This is a genomic window from Demequina sp. NBRC 110051 (genome assembly GCF_002090055.1).
Classification (GTDB): domain Bacteria; phylum Actinomycetota; class Actinomycetes; order Actinomycetales; family Demequinaceae; genus Demequina.
This window is the reverse complement of record NZ_BBRH01000015.1, coordinates 39,247-57,108: the sequence shown is the minus strand read 5'-3', so window position 1 is coordinate 57,108 and position 17,862 is coordinate 39,247. Positions and strand designations below refer to the sequence as shown.

The window sequence follows — 17,862 nt, the reverse complement described above, 5'->3', positions numbered from 1 at the left end:
TTCGGGTCATGGATGCGCTCTTCGAACTCGACGGCCCGGACCCCATCAAGCCCGCCCAGGCGCGCGTGAGCGAACCGGCGCCTGCCCGCGACGCGTGGGCTGAGGACCTCGAGCCCGCCTGGGAGCCCGGCCCCGAGCCGGAGCCGGAGGATGAGCCCATGCCGGAGGAGGCTTGGACGCCCCCCACCGAGCCGACCACGGACCAGGTGCCGGCGCAGCCGAACCCGGCCATGGCATCGGCCGCCAACAATCGCCCGGCCTATGACGACTGGGGTGCCCCCGCCCCGGCGATGGACGCATCGGCCCTGGTGGAGGGCCTCAACCCCTCCCAGGCAGAGGCCGTCGAGCACGCTGGCGAGGCGCTGCTGATCATGGCCGGCGCCGGCTCGGGCAAGACGCGCGTGCTGACCCATCGCATCGCCTACCTGCTCGCCACCGGCCGCGCGCGGCCGCACCAGATCCTCGCGATTACGTTCACCAACAAGGCCGCGGGGGAGATGCGCGAGCGCGTTGAGAACCTTGTGGGGCCGGATGCGCGGCGCATGTGGGTGTCGACCTTCCACTCGGCGTGCGTGCGGATTCTGCGTGCCGACCACAAGGCCGCCGGGCTGAAGTCCAGCTTCTCGATCTACGACCAGACCGACTCCGCGAACCTCATGAAGCTCGTGGCCAAGGAGCTGAACATCGATGTCAAGAAGTTCACGCCCAAGGCGCTGCTGAACCGCATCGGCAAGTTCAAGGACGAGCTGGTCAGCCCCCTGGAGGCGCTTGCGGCCACGGAGAACGCGTCGAAATTCTCGATCGACCACGCCGCGGGACGCGCCTATGCGGAGTATCAGCGCCGGCTCGAGGCTGCCAACGCCGTCGACTTCGACGACATCATCGTGCGCACCGTGCGCCTGTTGCAAGAGAACCCGCAGGTGGCGCGCGCGTACCGCGAGCGCTTCCGCCACGTGCTGGTCGACGAGTACCAGGACACCAACCACGCGCAATACATCCTGGTGCGCGAGCTCATCGGCAAGCCCGGCGACCCCGAACTGCCGCCCGGCGAACTCACCGTCGTGGGTGACGCCGACCAGTCGATCTACGCCTTCCGCGGCGCGACCATCCGCAACATCCTGGAGTTCGAGGCCGACTACCCGGCCGCGCACATCGTGCGCCTGGAGCAGAACTACCGCTCCACGCAGAACATCCTCAGCGCCGCCAACGCGGTGATCAAAAACAACGAGGGGCGCAGGCCCAAGAATCTGTGGACCGACTCGGGCGCCGGCGCCAAGATCGAGGGCTACGCGGGCGAATCCGAGCAGGACGAGGCGCAGTACATCGCGGGCGAGATCCGCCGTCTCATCGACGCGGGCGACTACTCCGAGGGCGACATCGCGATCATGTACCGCGCCAACGCGCAGTCCCGCGCGCTCGAGGAGCGCTTCATGCGTGCCGAGATCCCCTACAAGGTCATCGGAGGCACGCGCTTCTACGACCGCAAGGAGATCAAGGACATGTTGGCCTACCTCTCCGCGGTGGTGAACGAGGACGACGACATCGCGATGCGGCGCATCATCAACACCCCGCGCCGCGCCATTGGCGACACGGCCGTCGAGGGCATCGACGCCTTGCGGCGTGAGTTGACGACGGCCGATGCGTCGGTCAGCTTTGGCGACGCGCTTCGCCGGGCGGGCGAGGCCGGCTTGCAGACGCGCGCGGTGCGCGCGATCGGCGACTTCGTGTCGCTCATGGACGACCTGCGTGCGATCGCGGCGGACAACGGCCCCGCGGGTGTGCTGGACGCGATCGCCGACCGTTCCGGGATGCTCACCGCGTACCGCAACTCCGAGGATCCGCAGGACGCGAGCCGCGTGGAGAACATCATGGAGCTCGTCGCGGTGGGCCGCGAGTTCTCCGAGGAAAACCCCGAGGGCACGCTCGAGGACTTCCTCGAGAAGGTCGCGCTCGTGGCCGATGCCGACCAGCTGCCCGACGAGGACGGCACGGGCGGCGTGGTCACCATGATGACGCTGCACACCGCGAAGGGCCTCGAGTTCCCCGTCGTCTTCCTCACCGGTATGGAGGACGGCACCTTCCCGCACATGCGCTCCATCGAGTCCGGCGAGACCAAAGACATGGAGGAGGAGCGGCGCCTCGCGTACGTGGGCCTGACCCGCGCGCGCCAGAAGCTGTACCTCACTCGCGCTCAGATGCGCTCCAGCTGGGGCGCGCCGCAGTACTTTGGTGCGTCGCGTTTCACCGAGGAGATCCCCGCCGAACTCATCGAGTGGAAGATCGCCCAGCAGTCGATGGCGTCGCTCAGGGCGAAGTCGGATCGCGGCACCAGCCGCGGCGGCTCGTGGGGCGGCTTCGGCGGCGGCTCGGGTGGCTACGGCGGCAACCAGGACCGCGCGGACGGCAACACCTACGCGCGCGCCGGGGCCGTCACCTCGCGCTACGTGCCGCCCAGCCCGCCCGGCGGCGCCGGTGGCGACAGCGAGTTCGAGGTGGGCGATCGCGTGATGAGCGACAAGTTCGGCATGGGCAAGGTGGTCGGGACCGAGGGCTCGGGCCGCAACGCCGTGGCCAAAGTCGACTTCGGTTCCGAGGGCGTGAAGCGCCTAGTGCTCCGGTTCAACTCGCTGGAGAAGCTGTAGTCGGTCCCTCGTCGCCGGTGGCGTGCGACGGCGGTCATGCGCATGAAACAGGCGCCTGGCTAGCATCCGAGTGAGACGGTGCGTGTGGTGCCGTCGAGTGCTGCGCCGTCGCGAGAGGACTGCCCATGGCCTTCGAGGTTCCCGCCATCGACATCACTCCCTACGTCCAGGGAGGAACCGCCGAGGAGCGGGCCGCGGTCGCCGCCGCGGTCGACCACGCGTGCCGCACCGTGGGGTTCATGCAGATTCATGGCCACGGCATTCCGGGTCCGGTGACGGATGGCCTGGCCGCGGCGATGGACGGCTTCTTTGGGCTCGACCTCGACGACAAGAAGGGCTACCGCACGCCGCCGGAGATCAATCGCGGGTACTCGCCTCCCAAGTCGGAGTCGCTGAGCCTGTCGCTGGGGGTCGAGTCGGCGACGCGCATGAACGACTTCTTCGAGGCCTTCAATGTGGGCGCCACGGCTGCGGACTACCCGGATGCGGTGGACCTGTCGCCCGTGGATTACGCGGACAACGTCTGGCCCGACGTGCCCGGCTTCGAGTCCCAGGTCTGGACGTACTTTGGCGAGGCCGCCCGGGTGGCCCGCACCATGACGCGGATCTTCGCGGACGCGCTGGGCCTCGCGCCGGAGTTCTTCGAGGAGCGCTGCGACCACTCGCTCGACGTGCTGCGGATGAATAACTACGCCCTGCCGCCGGGCACCAACGTCGAACTGGACGGCGACCTGACAGGCATGGGTGAGCACACCGATTTTGGCATCGTGACGGTGCTGTGGGCCGACCGCATCAAGGGTCTGCAGGTGCTCGACACCGAGGGCCGCTGGAACGATGTCCAACCCGACGAAGGTGCGATGCTCATCAACCTCGGCGACGTCACCGCGCGCCTGACGAACGAGCGATGGATGTCCACGCTGCACCGTGTGAAGCCGCCCGTGGTCGACGGGACCATCGAGCGCCGCCGCAGCGCCGCGTTCTTCCACGACGGCAACGTCGACACGGTCATCAGTACTTTGCCGTCCTGCGTGGATGCTGAACACCCGGATCTCTACGAGCCCATCACCGTGGGCGAGCACATCGCGGCCAAGCTCGCGGGCTCGCGTGCGGGCGTGCGTAACCTCAGCGCTGAGCGAGAATCGGCGCGCGTGCTCGCGAGCGAGCGCTGACGCGTCGCGGCTGACACGGCACACCGCCCGCTCACCTCGGGTCGCGCTGTGGCGCACGGACCCTCGTGGGCAGTAGTTTTCCCCCAGGCGCAAAGCGCGCCACCGAGGGGGAGCACATGGCGTGGTGGGTCAAGACGGTCATTGGCCTGGCAGCCGTCGCCGTGCTCGGGGCGCTGACGGTCGTGCCGGCCCGCGCGGTCGGGGATGCCGTCACGCCGGTGTCGCAGACCGCGGTGGCGGCCCAGGATGGCTGCGGTGCCATCACCCTAGAGGCCGACCTGGAGTCGTCGGGACGTGCCCCCCTTCTCGATCTGTGGGGGCTGACCCGCGTCGAGGTGACCTTGACCGACCCCACGATCACCACCGCCGCGACCGACACGTGCGACGACGACATCGTGCTGACGGGTGGTGCGCTCGTCTTTGACCCCAACTGCGACCTGCCCATCGAGACCGACGAAGAGGCACTGGTTGACCTCGGGTCGGGAGAGCCCGAGCGGCGCTGCGGCGGGGACGGGTGGTCGCTCGTGCCTTGGGCGGACGCTCTCGCCCTCGACGACCTCGCGCCCGGCGGGCAGTCCTTCACATACACCGGCGAACGTCTGTCCCTGGGCTCGGCGTTCGTGCTCGGCGACCGGTGGTGCGCGGGCGCGCAGTACTTCATCGAGCAGCGCTGGGGCGGAAACCTCAACGTGCCCGCAGAGGAGATCGCCGCGGGTGACCTGTGCATCGAGACCCGCCCGGCCACGTCTGGCACCTCGTGACGAAGTGACGGTGATCCGGACGACACGCCGGGCTGACGTTCGTCGCGCGCGGCGTGTCGGCTCAACGACCGTCACTTCGTGACGCGGGCCGCGCGGAAGGCGGGTGGGCACGACCGCCCCGCCACGGCATCGGCCCTATAGGCTGACCGCGGAACCGCGACTCGGGAGGAAGCCATGGAATCCAAGACCTCGAAGGTGTCGATCATTGGCGCGGGCGCCGTGGGTGCGACCCTCGCGTATGCAGGCCTGATGCGCGGTTTTGCCCGCACGGTGGCGCTGTATGACATCAACAAGGCGAAGGTCGAGGCGGAGGCGCTTGACCTCGCCCAGGGCATCCAGTTCATGCCCGAGGCGACGGTGCTGGGCTCGGACGACGTCGAGGTCGTCCGCGGGTCCGACGTGGTGGTCATCACGGCTGGCGCCAAGCAGCAGCCCGGTCAGTCCCGCATGGACCTGGCCGGCGCGACCATTTCGCTCATGGACAAGGTGTTGCCACCGCTGCTGAAGGTCGCGCCGGACGCGATCTACATCCTCGTCACCAACCCCGTCGATGTGGTCACGTACGCGGCGATCAAGAAGTCCGGGATGGATCCCGCGCAGATGTTCGGCTCGGGCACGGCGCTCGACACCTCGCGCCTGCGCCACCAGATTGCCGCGGTCTGCGACGTCGCCGTCGGCAACGTCCACGCCTATATCGCCGGTGAGCACGGCGACTCCGAGGTCGCGCTGTGGTCCTCCGCCTCGATCGGTGGACAGTTGCTGACCGAGTGGCGCGATCGCGAGGGCCAGATCGTGATGACCCCGGAGAAGCGTGAGCAGATCCACCACGACGTGATGCGCTCCGCGTACACCATCATCGAGGGCAAGGGCGCGACCAACTACGCGGTCGGCGCCGCCGGTGCCCGCATCGTCGAGGCGGTGCTGGGTGACCAGCGCCGCATCATGCCCGTGTCGACCCTCATCGACTACCCAGGGGTGGGCGAGGTGTGCATGTCGCTGCCGTCGGTGGTGGGCCGCCACGGCATCGAGCACCACGCGACCGTCCCGATGGACGAGGCGGAGACGGCAGCCCTGCTCGCCTCCGCCCAGTCCATCAAGGACGTGGCTAACCAGTTCGGGGTCGCGTAGCCGCTAGACGAGCGCGGGCTCGCGTTCGTCGTCGGCGCGGGCGGCCGATGCCGCGGCCGGCTGGGCCTCGATCCTCACCTGCGGTAGCCACTCAAGCCAGCGGGGCAGGGACCAGTTGCGCTGGCCCAGCAGGGTCATGAGCGCGGGCACGAGGATCGAGCGGACCACGGTCGCGTCGAGGATGACGGCCGCGGCGAGCCCGAAGCCCATCTGGGAGAACTCCGCGAGGTCGCCCAACGCGAAGCCCGCGAACACCGCGACCATGATGAGCGCCGCACCCGTGATGAGGGAGCCGGTGCGGGACAGGCCGTATGCGACGGCCTCCCGCGTGGGTGCTCCGGCGTCGTGACGCTCCTTGATGCGGCTCAGGAGGAACACGTGATAGTCCATCGAGAGGCCGAAGAGGACCGCGAAGAGGAACAGAGGGATCCACGGCGCGATGCCGTCGACCTGGGGGAAGCCCAGGAGCGCGCCGCCCCAGCCCCACTGGAAGACCGCGACGAGCATGCCGAATGCCGCCGCGGTCGACAGCAGGTTGAGCGCGATCGCCATCGCGGGCACCACCACCGAGCGGAATGCAACCAGTAGGAGCACACAGCTCGCGCCCAGGACGGTGAGCAGCACCCAGGGCGTGGCGTCGCGGATGACGTCGGTGAAGTCCACCGCCTCGGCCTGGTCGCCGCCCACGTACGCGGTGGCGTCCGTGCCCTCGAGTGCCGCTGGCACGACCGTGTCGCGCAGGCGCGCAACGGCCGCGTCCGCCTCCGGATCGGCCGCATCGAGCAGTTCCGTCGAGGCGACGATGGCGTCGTCGCCCACGTAGGTCACCGTGGCATCGGCGAAGGCGGGATCCGCGCTGACGCGTGAAGCGATCTCCTCGACGGCCGCCCGAGTGTCGGCGCCGCCGTCCACGGCGATCACGGTCGCGCCCTGGCCCAGCCCGTACTCGTCCGCAAGGGTCTGGGCCGCGACGCGCAGCGAGTTGTCCTCGGGTAGCGAGTCGAGGCCGGGGAACGCCATGCGCATCTGCGTCGCGGGTGCGGCAAGGAGCCCCAGAATCACCAGGCCGCCGACGGCCCATGCGCCGGGGCGGGCGCTCACGGTCCGCGCAACGGCGCGCCACGCGCGCGGCTCGGCGTCCGGGTGGCGGCCCGGCAGGCGGCCGGCGTTGACGCGGTGGCCCAGCAGCCGCAGGATGGCTGGCAGCAGAGTGAGCGACGCGGCCACAGCCATCACGGCGACCAGGATCGCGCCCGCACCGAGCGAGCGCATGATGGTCGACGGCACGAGTAGGAGACCCATCAGGGAGATGACGACGGTGATGCCGGAGAACAGGACCGCGCGGTTGGCGGTGCCTGCCGCCACCGTCACGGCATCCACTACGTCGCGGCCCGCCGCCAGCTCTTCGCGGAAGCGTTGCACCATCACCAGCGAGTAGTCGATGCCGAGGGCGAGGCCCATCATCGTGATCATGTTCACGACAAAGAACGACAACTCGAAGCTTTGACCCACGATGGCCGTGGCGCCGACGGCCATGACGATCGCGGCGATCGCGACGACGAGGGGGATGCCTGCAGCGAGGAGCGCGCCGAAGACGCCCACCAGGATGACGAGTGCGACGGCGACACCGATGGCCTCGCCGCGTACCAGGCCCTCCTCCGCGAGCGAGTCGAACATGACCTCGCCCGTCGCCTCTCCCGCGACGGAGACGTCGAATCCCGCGGGTGTCGCCTCCTCGAGCGCCGTGAGCATGGCGTCGACCACCTCGCCGTCCTCGTCAGCGGTGACCGCGGCGGTGATGAGGGCAGAGGAGCCATCGGGTGCGACGGAGCCAGCCTCGGGCGACGGCTCTGCGACGCCCTCGACGCCGTCGACTGCATCGAGGGCGCGCGCGAGCACCGCGAGCGCGTCCGAGAATGCGGGCGAACCAAAGCGCTCGCCGTCGGAGGCGACCACGACGGTCTCGACGGTCGCCTCTGAGGCGCCCACGGCATCGGCCGTCGTCTCTTCGTGTGCGGCGACAAGCGCGGCCGCTGCGTCGGACTGTGTGGCGACCTGGATGCGATCGTCCTGGGTGAGCGCGTCGCCGAGGCCTGACGCGGCGTAGGCCGCAGCGGCGATCGCCACGACCCAGACGGATACGGTGAGCCACGGCCGGGTGGCCGCGGTGTGGGCGAGGCGCCCGGTGATGCCCTGGGGACTCATGTCTGCTCCTGTCGATAGGGACACCTCGACGCTAGAAAGGCGGCCCAGGGATGGTCAGCACGCCTGCGAGCCATTCGTGCCGGGGCTCCGGGGGATTCGAGGTTGCCGCGAGAGGGGCACGCATCCGGGCCGCGTCCCCCATGGGAGGGAGTCACAAAACGTCCGCGCGAGCGTGGGCGAGACGGGGCCGCACCGGGCACGATGGTCCCTATGCGCGCTCTCGGCCACTACTTCGCGAACACCTGGTCTGTCCGGACCTGGCGTGAGGTGTCATACCTGCTCATTGGCCTGCCGCTCGGAATACTGTGGTTCACGTACGCGGTGACGCTGTACGCCGTGGGCCTCGCGCTCGTGATCGTCTGGGTCGGTGTCGTGGTGCTGGCCTTCATGCAGTGGACGTTGCGCCCGCTGGGAGCATTAGAGCGCCGCCTCGCGAACGCCGCCCTCGATGCCGAGGTCGGTGAGCCGGGACCGCGTGGCTATCGCCTCCACGAGCCGGGGGAACCGATGACGATGGCGGGCGCGGGCCGCTGGGGGCACGCACTCCTGCACGACACCAACGGCTGGCGGATCCTCGCGTGGATCATGATGCGCAGTGTGCTGGGGCCGGTGGGCTTCGCGCTCGCGGTGGCGGCGATCGTGGTGCCGGTGAGTCTTGTCGCCGCATGGCTCATCGCCGTGGGCTATGCGGTGGGAATCGTGCCGGGGCCCGGGGCGGACGAGCCGACCGCGGTCGCCATCGTCGACACGGTGGTGTTCTGGACACTCGTGGGCACACCGGTGGTGGCGTTCGCGGTGCCGATGTTCTCCTGGATCTCTCACCACTACTCGTGCCTGCACCAACCCCTAGCGCGGTGGGCCCTGGGGCCGTGCGCCGCGGAGACGGTGGCACGCGCCACGGCTCGGGCCGAGCTCGCCGAGACCCAGGTGAGGATCGACCAGGAACTTCACGACTCGATCGGCCACATGATCACGATGAACATCGTTCAGGCGGGCGCTGGCGCGCACGTCTTCGACTCCGATCCCGAGTTCGCGCGCCAGGCGCTGCGCAACATCGAGGAGCGCGGCCGTGCGGCGATGGGCGAGCTGGACCGCATCATTGCGGCTCTGAGGGGTGACGACTCGGAGCCGCGCGCGCCGCTGCCGGGAATGCCGCAACTGCCCGCACTTGTCGCCGCAGCTCGCGCGGCCGGCCTCACCGTTGAGGCGGACCTGAGGATGGACGACGCGCCCAAGCCCGTCTCTCGCACCGTCTATGCCGTGATCCGTGAGGCCATCACCAATGCCGCCAAGCACGCCCCGGGGGCCGTCATCGCGGTCAGAGTCGAGCGGGTGGCCGATGCCGTGGGCCTGCAGGTGTCGAACGGTCCCGGAACCGCGGTGCCGGGACGCGGGGGAATGGGACGCGGGCTCGCGGGTATTCGCGACCGGGCGGCACTTCTGGGCGGGGTGAGTCATACCGGCCGCACCCACGACGGCGGGTTCGAGGTGCTTGCGCTCCTCCCGCTCGAGGTGTCCCTCACGGCAACGGAGTATTGCGCTCCTTGGGGTGCGATGCGCGAGAAGGTGAGCGCGTGAGAATCCTCATCGTCGACGACGATCCGCTGGTGCGTATGGGGCTGCGCGCGATCCTCACCTCCGTCGACGGGTGGGAGGTGGTGGCCGAGGCAGGCGACGGCGAAGACGCCATCGCCCGAGCCTTCGAACACCGGCCCGACGTGGTGCTGATGGACGTTCGCATGCCGGGCCTGGATGGGTTGGCCGCGACGCGTCGCATCCTCGAGGAGGGCTGCGATACGCGGGTCCTGGTGCTGACGACGTTCGAGGTCGACGAGTACGTGTTCGAGGCGATGCGCGCCGGGGCCTCCGGGTTCGTGCTGAAGCGAGTGCCGCCCACGGAACTGATCGAGGCGGTCCGGGTGGTCGCGACCGGGGAGTCGTTGCTCTTCCCCGCGTCCACCCGCACGGTGATCGAACGCTTTGCGGCGCCCGCGGAGCGCGCGATGCCCGAACTTACGGACCGCGAGCAGGACGTGCTGCGGCTGCTGGCGCGGGGACTGTCGAACCAAGAGATCGCGAGCGCGCTGTTCGTCTCACTCGAGACCGTGAAGTCGCACGTCGCCTCCATCCTCACCAAGCTCGGGGTGCGCGACCGCACCCAGGCCGTGATCGTCGCCTACGAAGCGGGCTTTGTGCGCCCGGGTGACGCGGCCGACCTCTAAACCACGGCATCGGCCGCTGCCTGTTCATGCCCGCCCCCGCGGCCCGCCCCCGCGGTGAGATTTCGCTTCTCTAAGCGCCTAGAACAGCGAGATGGAGCCATTTCGCGCAGGGAGGGGAGGGACGGGCGGGGGACGCGTGCCGCGCGCGGCGTCAAGAATCACGAATCTTCACCGGCACAACCCCGGATATCCGTCACTTCTCGGTAACAGCGAGCCGGTATCGTGACCCCCACGTACTGGCGCGCGAGACCCGCGCGGCCTTTCACGACAGCAAGGACGCACATGGACCTGTACGAGTACCAGGCTCGCGACATGTTCGAGAAGCACGGAGTCCCCGTGTTGCCCGGCATCGTCGCCGAGACCCCCGCGGAGGCCAAGGCCGCCGCCGAGAAGCTGGGTGGCGGCGTCGTTGTCGTCAAGGCCCAGGTGAAGACCGGAGGACGTGGCAAGGCCGGCGGTGTGAAGCTCGCCCGCTCGCCGCAGGAGGCCGAAGAGGCCGCCCAGCAGATCCTCGGCATGGACATCAAGGGCCACACCGTGCACCGCGTGATGATCGCGGCCGGCGCGGCCATCGCGGAGGAGTTCTACTTCTCCGTCCTGCTGGACCGCGCGCAGCGTCGCTACCTCGCGATGTGCTCGGTCGAGGGTGGCATGGAGATCGAGCAGCTCGCCGTCGAGCGTCCCGAGGCTCTCGCCCGCGTGGCCGTGGACCCCCTGGTCGGCATCGACGCCGCCAAGGCCGCCGAGATTGTCGACACCGCGAACTTCCCCGAGGACCTCAAGGCTCCCGTCGCCGAGGTCATCGTCAAGCTGTGGGACGTCTACAAGAACGAGGACGCCACGCTCGTCGAGGTGAACCCCCTGGTGCGCACCGAGGACGGCGCGATCATCGCCCTTGACGGCAAGGTCACGCTCGACGAGAACGCCGGCTTCCGTCACGAGGACCACGAGGCCCTCGAGGACAAGGCCGCGGCCGACCCGCTCGAGGCCAAGGCGAAGGCGCTGAACCTCAACTACGTGAAGCTCGACGGCTCCGTGGGCATCATCGGCAACGGCGCCGGCCTGGTCATGTCGACCCTCGACGTGGTCGCCTACGCGGGCGAGTCCCACGGCGGCGTCAAGCCCGCCAACTTCCTCGACATCGGCGGCGGCGCGTCCGCCGCGGTCATGGCCAACGGCCTGGACGTCATCCTCAACGACCCGCAGGTGAAGTCGGTGTTCGTCAACGTCTTCGGCGGCATCACCAGCTGCATCGAGGTTGCCAACGGCATTGTGGGCGCGCTCGAGACGCTCGGCGACGCGGCCACCAAGCCGCTCGTGGTGCGCCTGGACGGCAACTCGGTGGACGAGGGCCGCGAGATCCTCGCGGCCGCGAACCACCCGCTCGTGACCATCGTCGACACCATGGACGGCGCCGCGGCCAAGGCCGCCGAGCTGGCCAACGCGTAAGGGAGCCTCACATGTCGATCTTCATCAACAAGGACTCCAAGGTCATCGTCCAGGGCATGACCGGCGCGGAGGGCTCCAAGCACACCGCGCGCATGCTCGCCTCCGGCACGACCATCGTGGGCGGCGTGAACCCCCGCAAGGCCGGCACGTCCGTCGACTTCGACGGCACCGAGATCCCCGTGTTTGGATCGGTGGCCGATGCGATGGCTGAGACCGGCGCCGACGTCACCGTGCTGTTCGTGCCGCCCGCCTTTACCAAGGCGGCCGTCATCGAGGCGGTCGACGCGGGCATCGGCCTGGCCGTCATCATCACCGAGGGCGTGCCCGTCGCGGACACCGCCGAGTTCTTCGCCTACGCGCAGTCCAAGGGCGTGAGGCTGATTGGCCCCAACTGCCCCGGCCTCATCACGCCGGGCGAGTCGAATGTGGGCATCACGCCCGCGAACATCACCGGCCCCGGCCGCATCGGCTTGGTGTCGAAGTCGGGCACGCTGACCTACCAGATGATGTTCGAGCTGCGCGACCTGGGCTTCTCGACGGCTGTGGGCATCGGCGGTGACCCCATCATCGGCACCACTCACATCGACTGCCTTGAGGCGTTCGAGAACGACCCCGACACCGACGCGATCGTGATGATCGGCGAAATCGGCGGCGACGCCGAGGAGCGTGCCGCGGCCTACATCAAGGAGCACGTCACCAAGCCGGTCGTCGGCTACGTCGCGGGCTTTGAGGCTCCCGAGGGCAAGACGATGGGCCACGCCGGCGCCATCGTCTCGGGCTCCGCGGGCACCGCGCAGGCCAAGAAGGAGGCCCTCGAGGCCGCCGGCGTCAAGGTGGGCAAGACCCCCACCGAGACCGCCGAGCTGATGCGGGCCATCCTCACCAAGTAGTCACCGCAGCGCCCCAGGAGCCACGGGGTGCCCGCTTTCGCGCGAAACCGGGCACTGGACGACTCCTGGGGCGCTGTCATGCGTGCCGGTCCACCGAATCGGCCCGGCAGCGGCGACCATAGAGGCATGTCGCGCCTGCCCTCCCATCCCGTGCGCACGGCCGCGAAGGCGGTCAAGGGCTGGTTCGCGGGCTACCCGGGTTGGGTCGGGGGAGTACTCACGGGGCTCCAAGGCGCGCTCGGCCCGTACATCGCGGTGACCATCCTCGCGCTCGCGGTCATCGCCGCGGACCCCGGCCCCACCACCATCGACGGCATTCCGTGGGGATCGGCCTTCACCGTCGCGACCACGGTGTTCCTCATGGCTCACGGGGTTCCGGCCATCACGAGCATCGGCACCATCACGCTGTTGCCGCTGGGACTCACGCTTCTGTCCGGCATCACCACCGCGGCCCTCGCGCGCCGCTTCGCCACCCGATCGTGGATGAGCTGGGGCCTCGCTGTCGCGAGCTACGTCGCGGTGGTCGGCGTCATCGCGTCCGTAGCGCTGTCGGGCCGTCCCGACGGCGGCAGCCTTATTGTGCGCGCGTGCACCGTCGCGGCCCTCGTCGCCGGGCCCGCTGCAGCGCTCGGGATCTGGCGCGCTCACGGCGCGACTTTTAGCTGGGCGGAGCAGCTTCCCGCCTGGGTCTGGTCGGGCGCCAGGCGAGGCGCGGCCACCGTCGCGTGGAGCCTCGCCGCCGCCGCTGTCGCCGCCGCGACCTTCGCCGTCCTGGGCCGCGACGCCATCGCGGCCAGCGCGACCGCCCTGGGAGTGGACGGGGTGGGCGGCCTGGTCCTCGCGATCGGCGAGCTCGCCTATGCCCCGACGCTCGTGGTGTGGATGCTCAGTTGGTTCACGGGCTTCGGGTTCTCTGTGGGCACCGGAAGCTCCTATGCCCCCGAGGCCGTCGCCACCGGCGCCCTCCCGCAGGTGCCGCTCCTGGGCGCCCTGCCCGTCGACGCCGGCGGCTTCCTGGTGTGGGCGCCCGTCGCGCTGCTCGCCATCGCCGCGGTGGTGCGGGTGCTGAGCCGCCGGCGCGGCGCCCTCACCTGGGACGAGGCGAAGGCCGACGCCATCGCCCTCGCCGTGGTCGCCGTCAGCGCCGTCGCGCTCCTTGCGTTCGCCACCGGCGCGATCGGCCCCGGTCGCCTCTCCGAGTCCGTGGGGCCGGCCCTCGTCCCCGCCGCGACCGCATGGTGCGGCCTGGTCCTCGCCGGCTACCTGCTCGTGACGGGCGTGATCGCCGCCAGAGACGGCGTCAGCCGCTGGCGCGCGGGCCGAGCCGACGTGGCGCCGACCGGTTCCAAGGCGAGCGACCCTAAGGCGAGCGCCGCCCAGCCACACGCAGACGAGAAGGCAGCCGACGCATCGGCCGCTGTTACGACCCCGTCGTAACCCCGAAACGGTCGTACAGGTCCTCGACCAGGCCGTTCAGCGAATCCTGGTAGTCCGCCTCGCACTGCTCGACGGCGCTGCGGGTGAGGGCGCGGTCCATGCAGTCGGACAGCTCGGTGACGATGTCGTGGAAGACCACCAGGCTCAGCGCGGTGACGGTCATGAAGCCGGCCACGATGATCCCGAAGGTCATCGAGAGGCGGAAGTAGCCGATCGCCTTGTCCTTGCGCGTGACCCACAGCGCCCTGAGGCCCACGATCGCGGCGGCGGGGCCGGTCAGCAGCATGCCGTACGCGAGCGGGATCGAGAATAGATACAGCAGCAGCGTGATCCCCAGCAGCACCATGAAGATCATGGAGTAGCGGCGTGCCGCGGCGGGCATCGTCGGCGTGGGGGTGTCGGTGTCGGGCACGGTGCTCCTGGGATCGATGGTGACCCCAGCATGCCGATAGGCTCGCCCCGTGACAAACCGGCGCGCCACCACCCGTCTCGTCGTGCTCGCCTCGGGCGCAGGCTCGACCATGCGCGCGGTCCTCAAGGCCGCGAGCGACGAGGCCTATGGTGCGGAAGTGGTCGGCGTGATTACCGACAAGCCCGGTGTCGGGGCCCTCGAGATTGCGGCCGATGCCGGCGTGGCCTCCGTAGTCGTCTCCCCCAAGGATTTCGCAGACCGGGCGGCGTGGGACGAGGGGCTGGCCGATGCCGTGGCCGGCTTTTCTCCCGACCTCGTCCTGTGTTTGGGGTTCATGCGCATCATCGGCGCCCCCACGCTCGAGCGTTTCGAGGGCCGGATCGTCAACACCCATCCCGCGCTGCTGCCATCGTTCCCTGGCGCGCACGGGGTGAGGGACGCCCTCGCGCACGGCGTCAAGGTCACGGGGTGCACGGTCATGCTGGTCGACGCTGGCGTCGATACGGGGCCGATTCTCGCGCAGCACACCGTCGAGGTCTGGGATGATGACACGGAGGAGACCCTCCACGAGCGCATCAAGATCGCGGAACGCGCCTTGGTGGCCGAGACGGTCGGGCGGATGGCGCGCGACGGGTGGACGGTTAACGGACGTCGCGCGCGCATCGGCGCGTGATCACACTTTACGAAAGGCACGGCATGGGCGAGCGGCAGGCAGTGGCACGGGCACTGATCTCGGTATACGACAAGACGGGGATCGAGGACCTGGCACGGGGCCTCGCCGCCGCGGGTGTCGAGATCGTCTCCACCGGCTCGACCGCGTCGCGGATCGCCGACGCCGGCGTCGGCGTGACCCGCGTGGAGGAGCTCACGGGCTTCCCCGAGTGCCTCGACGGACGCGTCAAGACCCTGCACCCGCGCGTGCACGCCGGCATCCTCGCCGACCGCCGCCTGGAGTCGCACCGCTCTCAGCTCGAGGAGCTGGGCGTGGAGCCCTTCGACCTGGTGGTCGTGAACCTCTACCCGTTCACGCAGACGGTCGCCTCGGGCGCCGCGCAGGATGACGTCATCGAGCAGATCGACATCGGCGGGCCCTCCATGGTGCGCGCCGCGGCGAAGAACCACCCGTCCGTGGCCGTCGTCGTGGACCCCGCGCGCTATGAGTCGGTGCTCGAGTCCGTCGCGGGCGGCGGGTTCACCCTCGCCGAGCGTCAGGCGCTCGCGGCCGCGGCGTTCCGCCACACCGCGGACTACGACATCGCCGTGGCGTCCTGGATGACCTCAGTCATCGCGCCTGAGGAAGGCGCCGAGCTGCCCCAGTGGGTCGCCGCGTCCTTCGACCGCTCCGCGTCGCTGCGCTATGGCGAGAACCCGCACCAGGCCGCGGCGGTTTACACGGACCCGTCGGTCAGCGGAGGGCTCGCGCAGGCGCGCCAGCTCCACGGCAAGGAGATGAGCTTCAACAACTACGTGGACGCCGACGCCGCGCTGCGCGCCGCCTACGACTTCGAGGGCGCCGCGGTGGCCGTCATCAAGCACGCCAACCCGTGCGGCATCGCGGTGGGCGAGACCATCGCCCAGGCGCACGCGAAGGCCCACGCCACTGACCCCGTCTCCGCGTTCGGCGGCGTGATCGCCGCCAACCGGCCCATCTCGGTCGAGGCCGCCGAGCAGATCAAGGACATCTTCACCGAAGTCGTCGTGGCCCCCGGCTTCGAGGACGGCGCCGCCGAGGTGCTGCAGGCCAAGAAGAACATCCGCCTGCTCGAGGTCGAGCCGCGTGCGCAGGTCGCCGAGTGGCGCCGCATCACCGGTGGCCTGCTGGTGCAGCGCGCCGACGCGATCGACGCCCCCGGCGACCCCGCCGACACGTGGGAGCTGGTCGCGGGCGAGGCCGCCGACGAGGCGACTCTGGCCGACCTCGACTTCGCCTGGCGTGCGTGCCGCGCCGTGAAGTCCAACGCGATCCTGCTGGCCAAGGACGGCGCCGCCGTGGGCATCGGCATGGGTCAGGTCAACCGCGTGGACTCGTGCGGGCTCGCCGTGTCGCGCGCGGGCGAAGAGCGGGCGCAGGGCTCGGTGGCGGCTTCGGATGCGTTCTTCCCCTTCGCCGACGGCCTCCAGGTGCTGATCGACGCGGGTGTGAAGGCTGTGGTCTCGCCCGGCGGCTCGGTGCGTGACAGCGAGGTGATCGCCGCCGCCCAGAAGGCCGGGATCACCCTGTACCACACCGGTACCAGGCACTTCTTCCACTAAGCGGACATGTCTCATCACGACGAGGGGGCCGAGGCGCCGACGGTGACGGGTGAGCATCCCGTCGCGCGGGACAACACCCCGCAGACGGGACGGCGCACCGCGATCATCGCGGTGGTCCTCGTCGCGGCGTGTGTCGCCTTCGGTGCCCTCGTCGACGCTCAGGCGGGAACGCTGCTGCTCGCGGGAGCCTCGCTTGGTGCGGCGGCCGTGCGCATGTCGTTGCCGCCCGGCACGGCGTTCTCGGTGCGCCGGCGCGCGATCGACGTGGCGCTGATGATCGCCTTCGGCGTCGCGCTCGCGTACCTTGGCCTCACCACGCCGCTGGACTGACGGCGCCAACCCAGCCGCGGCATCGGCCGCTCGTCAACGACGAAAGCCCCCGACCTCACGGTCGGGGGCTTTCGCGCGAGCTGAGGGCTTAGTCCTCGATGACGACGACGGTCTCCTCGACGCGCTCGACGATGATGAGGTCCTCTTCGGGCCCGAAGGCGCGGAACAGGAGGCCGGCGATCGCGGCGCCGATGAGCGGTGCGACCCAGAACAGCCACAGCTGCTCGAGCGCCCAGCCGTCGGAGAACACCGCGGTTCCGGTGGCACGGGCGGGGTTCAGGGCGCCGTTGGTGAACGGGATGGCGATGAGGACCAGGAAGCCGACGGTGAGGCCGATGCCGAACGGCGCGGCGGCGGCGCCGGCCTTGTTGAGGACCGAGGTCACGGACAGCACCACGGCGACGAGCAGCGCGGCGATGATGATCTCGACGATGCCGGCGGGCAGCCAGTCGAACTGCGTGGGGGAGTGCTCGCCGTAGCCGTTGGAGGCGGTGCCGATGAACTCACGCGTGGTGCCCAGCTGGTCGTAGAGCTCGTTGGTCGAGACCAGGAAGGCGAACAGGCCCGCGCCGGCGATCGCGCCGATGACCTGCGAGATGATGTACGGCGCGACGTCACGGCCGGGGAAGCGGCCTCCCAGCCACACGCCGACGGTCACGGCGGGGTTCAGGTGGGCGCCCGAGATGCGGCCAAAGATCAGCGCGGCGATCATGACGCCGAGCGCGAAGCCGAAGGCGACGGCCAGCAGGCCCCAGCCCATGACGGACGAGAACAGCGCGGCGCCCACGCCCATGAGGACCAGGATGAACGTGCCGCCTGCCTCGGCACACATGCGGGCCACGAGGCTGGGGCCCGAGGTGTCCTCGACCCACTCGTCGGCCTCGAACTGCTCCTCGACGACCTCATCGGTCGTGTCGAGCTCGGGGGTCACGTCCTCCGGACGGCTCTCCGTCATCACCTGCAC

15 protein-coding genes are annotated in these 17,862 nt (G+C 69.9%); 12 read left to right on the top strand and 3 right to left on the bottom strand.

Translation table 11 applies throughout. The features are described from left to right. The first annotated feature begins 8 nt into the window (after positions 1–8). The 4 genes from pcrA to B7K20_RS09265 all read left to right on the top strand — a co-directional run bounded on the left by pcrA (position 9) and on the right by B7K20_RS09265 (position 5,700). Complete coding sequence (gene pcrA, locus B7K20_RS09280) at positions 9–2,642, top strand: DNA helicase PcrA (protein WP_084102256.1); 2,634 nt, start codon at positions 9–11, stop codon at positions 2,640–2,642. A gap of 125 nt (positions 2,643–2,767) precedes the next feature. Further along, on the top strand, positions 2,768–3,811 hold the full coding sequence (locus B7K20_RS09275) for an isopenicillin N synthase family oxygenase (RefSeq protein ID WP_084102255.1): 1,044 nt from the start codon (positions 2,768–2,770) through the stop codon (positions 3,809–3,811). 116 nt (positions 3,812–3,927) lie between these two features. Beyond that, positions 3,928–4,572 (top strand): hypothetical protein, encoded by a 645-nt coding sequence (locus tag B7K20_RS09270; protein WP_084102254.1) that lies wholly within the window; start codon positions 3,928–3,930, stop codon positions 4,570–4,572. A 174-nt stretch (positions 4,573–4,746) separates the two neighbouring features. Then, positions 4,747–5,700 carry an L-lactate dehydrogenase gene (locus tag B7K20_RS09265; RefSeq protein WP_084102253.1) on the top strand — a complete coding sequence of 318 codons (954 nt, stop codon included), beginning with the start codon at positions 4,747–4,749 and terminating at the stop codon, positions 5,698–5,700. Positions 5,701–5,703: 3 nt separating this feature from the next. Here the strand turns inward: B7K20_RS09265 and B7K20_RS09260 are convergent, their stop codons facing one another. Continuing rightward, positions 5,704–7,905, bottom strand: a complete 2,202-nt coding sequence (locus tag B7K20_RS09260) for an MMPL family transporter (protein ID WP_084102252.1) — start codon at positions 7,903–7,905, stop codon at positions 5,704–5,706. 210 nt (positions 7,906–8,115) lie between these two features. Here B7K20_RS09260 and B7K20_RS09255 point away from each other — a divergent pair, with 210 nt between their 5' ends. The 5 genes from B7K20_RS09255 (at position 8,116) to B7K20_RS09235 (ending at position 13,903) form a co-directional block, all read left to right on the top strand. Beyond that, positions 8,116–9,483 carry a sensor histidine kinase gene (locus tag B7K20_RS09255; RefSeq protein ID WP_159449379.1) on the top strand — a complete coding sequence of 456 codons (1,368 nt, stop codon included), beginning with the start codon at positions 8,116–8,118 and terminating at the stop codon, positions 9,481–9,483. Beyond that, complete coding sequence (locus B7K20_RS09250; protein ID WP_084102250.1) at positions 9,480–10,127, top strand: response regulator transcription factor; 648 nt, start codon at positions 9,480–9,482, stop codon at positions 10,125–10,127. The genes B7K20_RS09255 and B7K20_RS09250 overlap by 4 nt, the downstream gene beginning before the upstream one ends. Before the next feature lie 282 nt (positions 10,128–10,409). Continuing rightward, a complete protein-coding gene (gene sucC / locus B7K20_RS09245; protein ID WP_084102249.1) occupies positions 10,410–11,576 on the top strand; it encodes an ADP-forming succinate--CoA ligase subunit beta in 1,167 nt (388 codons plus the stop codon). Positions 11,577–11,587: 11 nt separating this feature from the next. Next, positions 11,588–12,466 carry a succinate--CoA ligase subunit alpha gene (sucD, locus tag B7K20_RS09240; protein WP_084102248.1) on the top strand — a complete coding sequence of 293 codons (879 nt, stop codon included), beginning with the start codon at positions 11,588–11,590 and terminating at the stop codon, positions 12,464–12,466. A gap of 126 nt (positions 12,467–12,592) precedes the next feature. Beyond that, positions 12,593–13,903, top strand: a complete 1,311-nt coding sequence (locus B7K20_RS09235; RefSeq protein WP_084102247.1) for a DUF6350 family protein — start codon at positions 12,593–12,595, stop codon at positions 13,901–13,903. On the opposite strand, the gene B7K20_RS09230 is transcribed toward B7K20_RS09235, so the two are convergent. After that, positions 13,887–14,315, bottom strand: coding sequence for a hypothetical protein (locus B7K20_RS09230; protein WP_084102246.1), 429 nt, complete (start codon positions 14,313–14,315; stop codon positions 13,887–13,889). The genes B7K20_RS09235 and B7K20_RS09230 overlap by 17 nt on opposite strands. Positions 14,316–14,364: 49 nt before the next feature. On the opposite strand from B7K20_RS09230, the gene purN reads away from it, so the two are divergent. The 3 genes from purN to B7K20_RS09215 are packed head-to-tail and all read left to right on the top strand — an operon-like array spanning position 14,365 to position 16,898. Further along, entirely contained in the window at positions 14,365–14,988 is a 624-nt protein-coding gene (gene purN / locus B7K20_RS09225; protein WP_255372764.1) for a phosphoribosylglycinamide formyltransferase, read from the top strand. A 23-nt stretch (positions 14,989–15,011) separates the two neighbouring features. Beyond that, positions 15,012–16,568: a bifunctional phosphoribosylaminoimidazolecarboxamide formyltransferase/IMP cyclohydrolase gene (gene purH / locus B7K20_RS09220; protein ID WP_084102245.1), complete on the top strand. Its 1,557-nt coding sequence runs from the start codon at positions 15,012–15,014 to the stop codon at positions 16,566–16,568. A gap of 6 nt (positions 16,569–16,574) precedes the next feature. Next, positions 16,575–16,898, top strand: coding sequence for a DUF3017 domain-containing protein (locus B7K20_RS09215; protein WP_084102244.1), 324 nt, complete (start codon positions 16,575–16,577; stop codon positions 16,896–16,898). Positions 16,899–16,986: 88 nt separating this feature from the next. Here the strand turns inward: B7K20_RS09215 and B7K20_RS09210 are convergent, their stop codons facing one another. Then, a complete protein-coding gene (locus B7K20_RS09210; protein WP_084102243.1) occupies positions 16,987–17,853 on the bottom strand; it encodes an aquaporin in 867 nt (288 codons plus the stop codon). Positions 17,854–17,862: the final 9 nt, after the last annotated feature.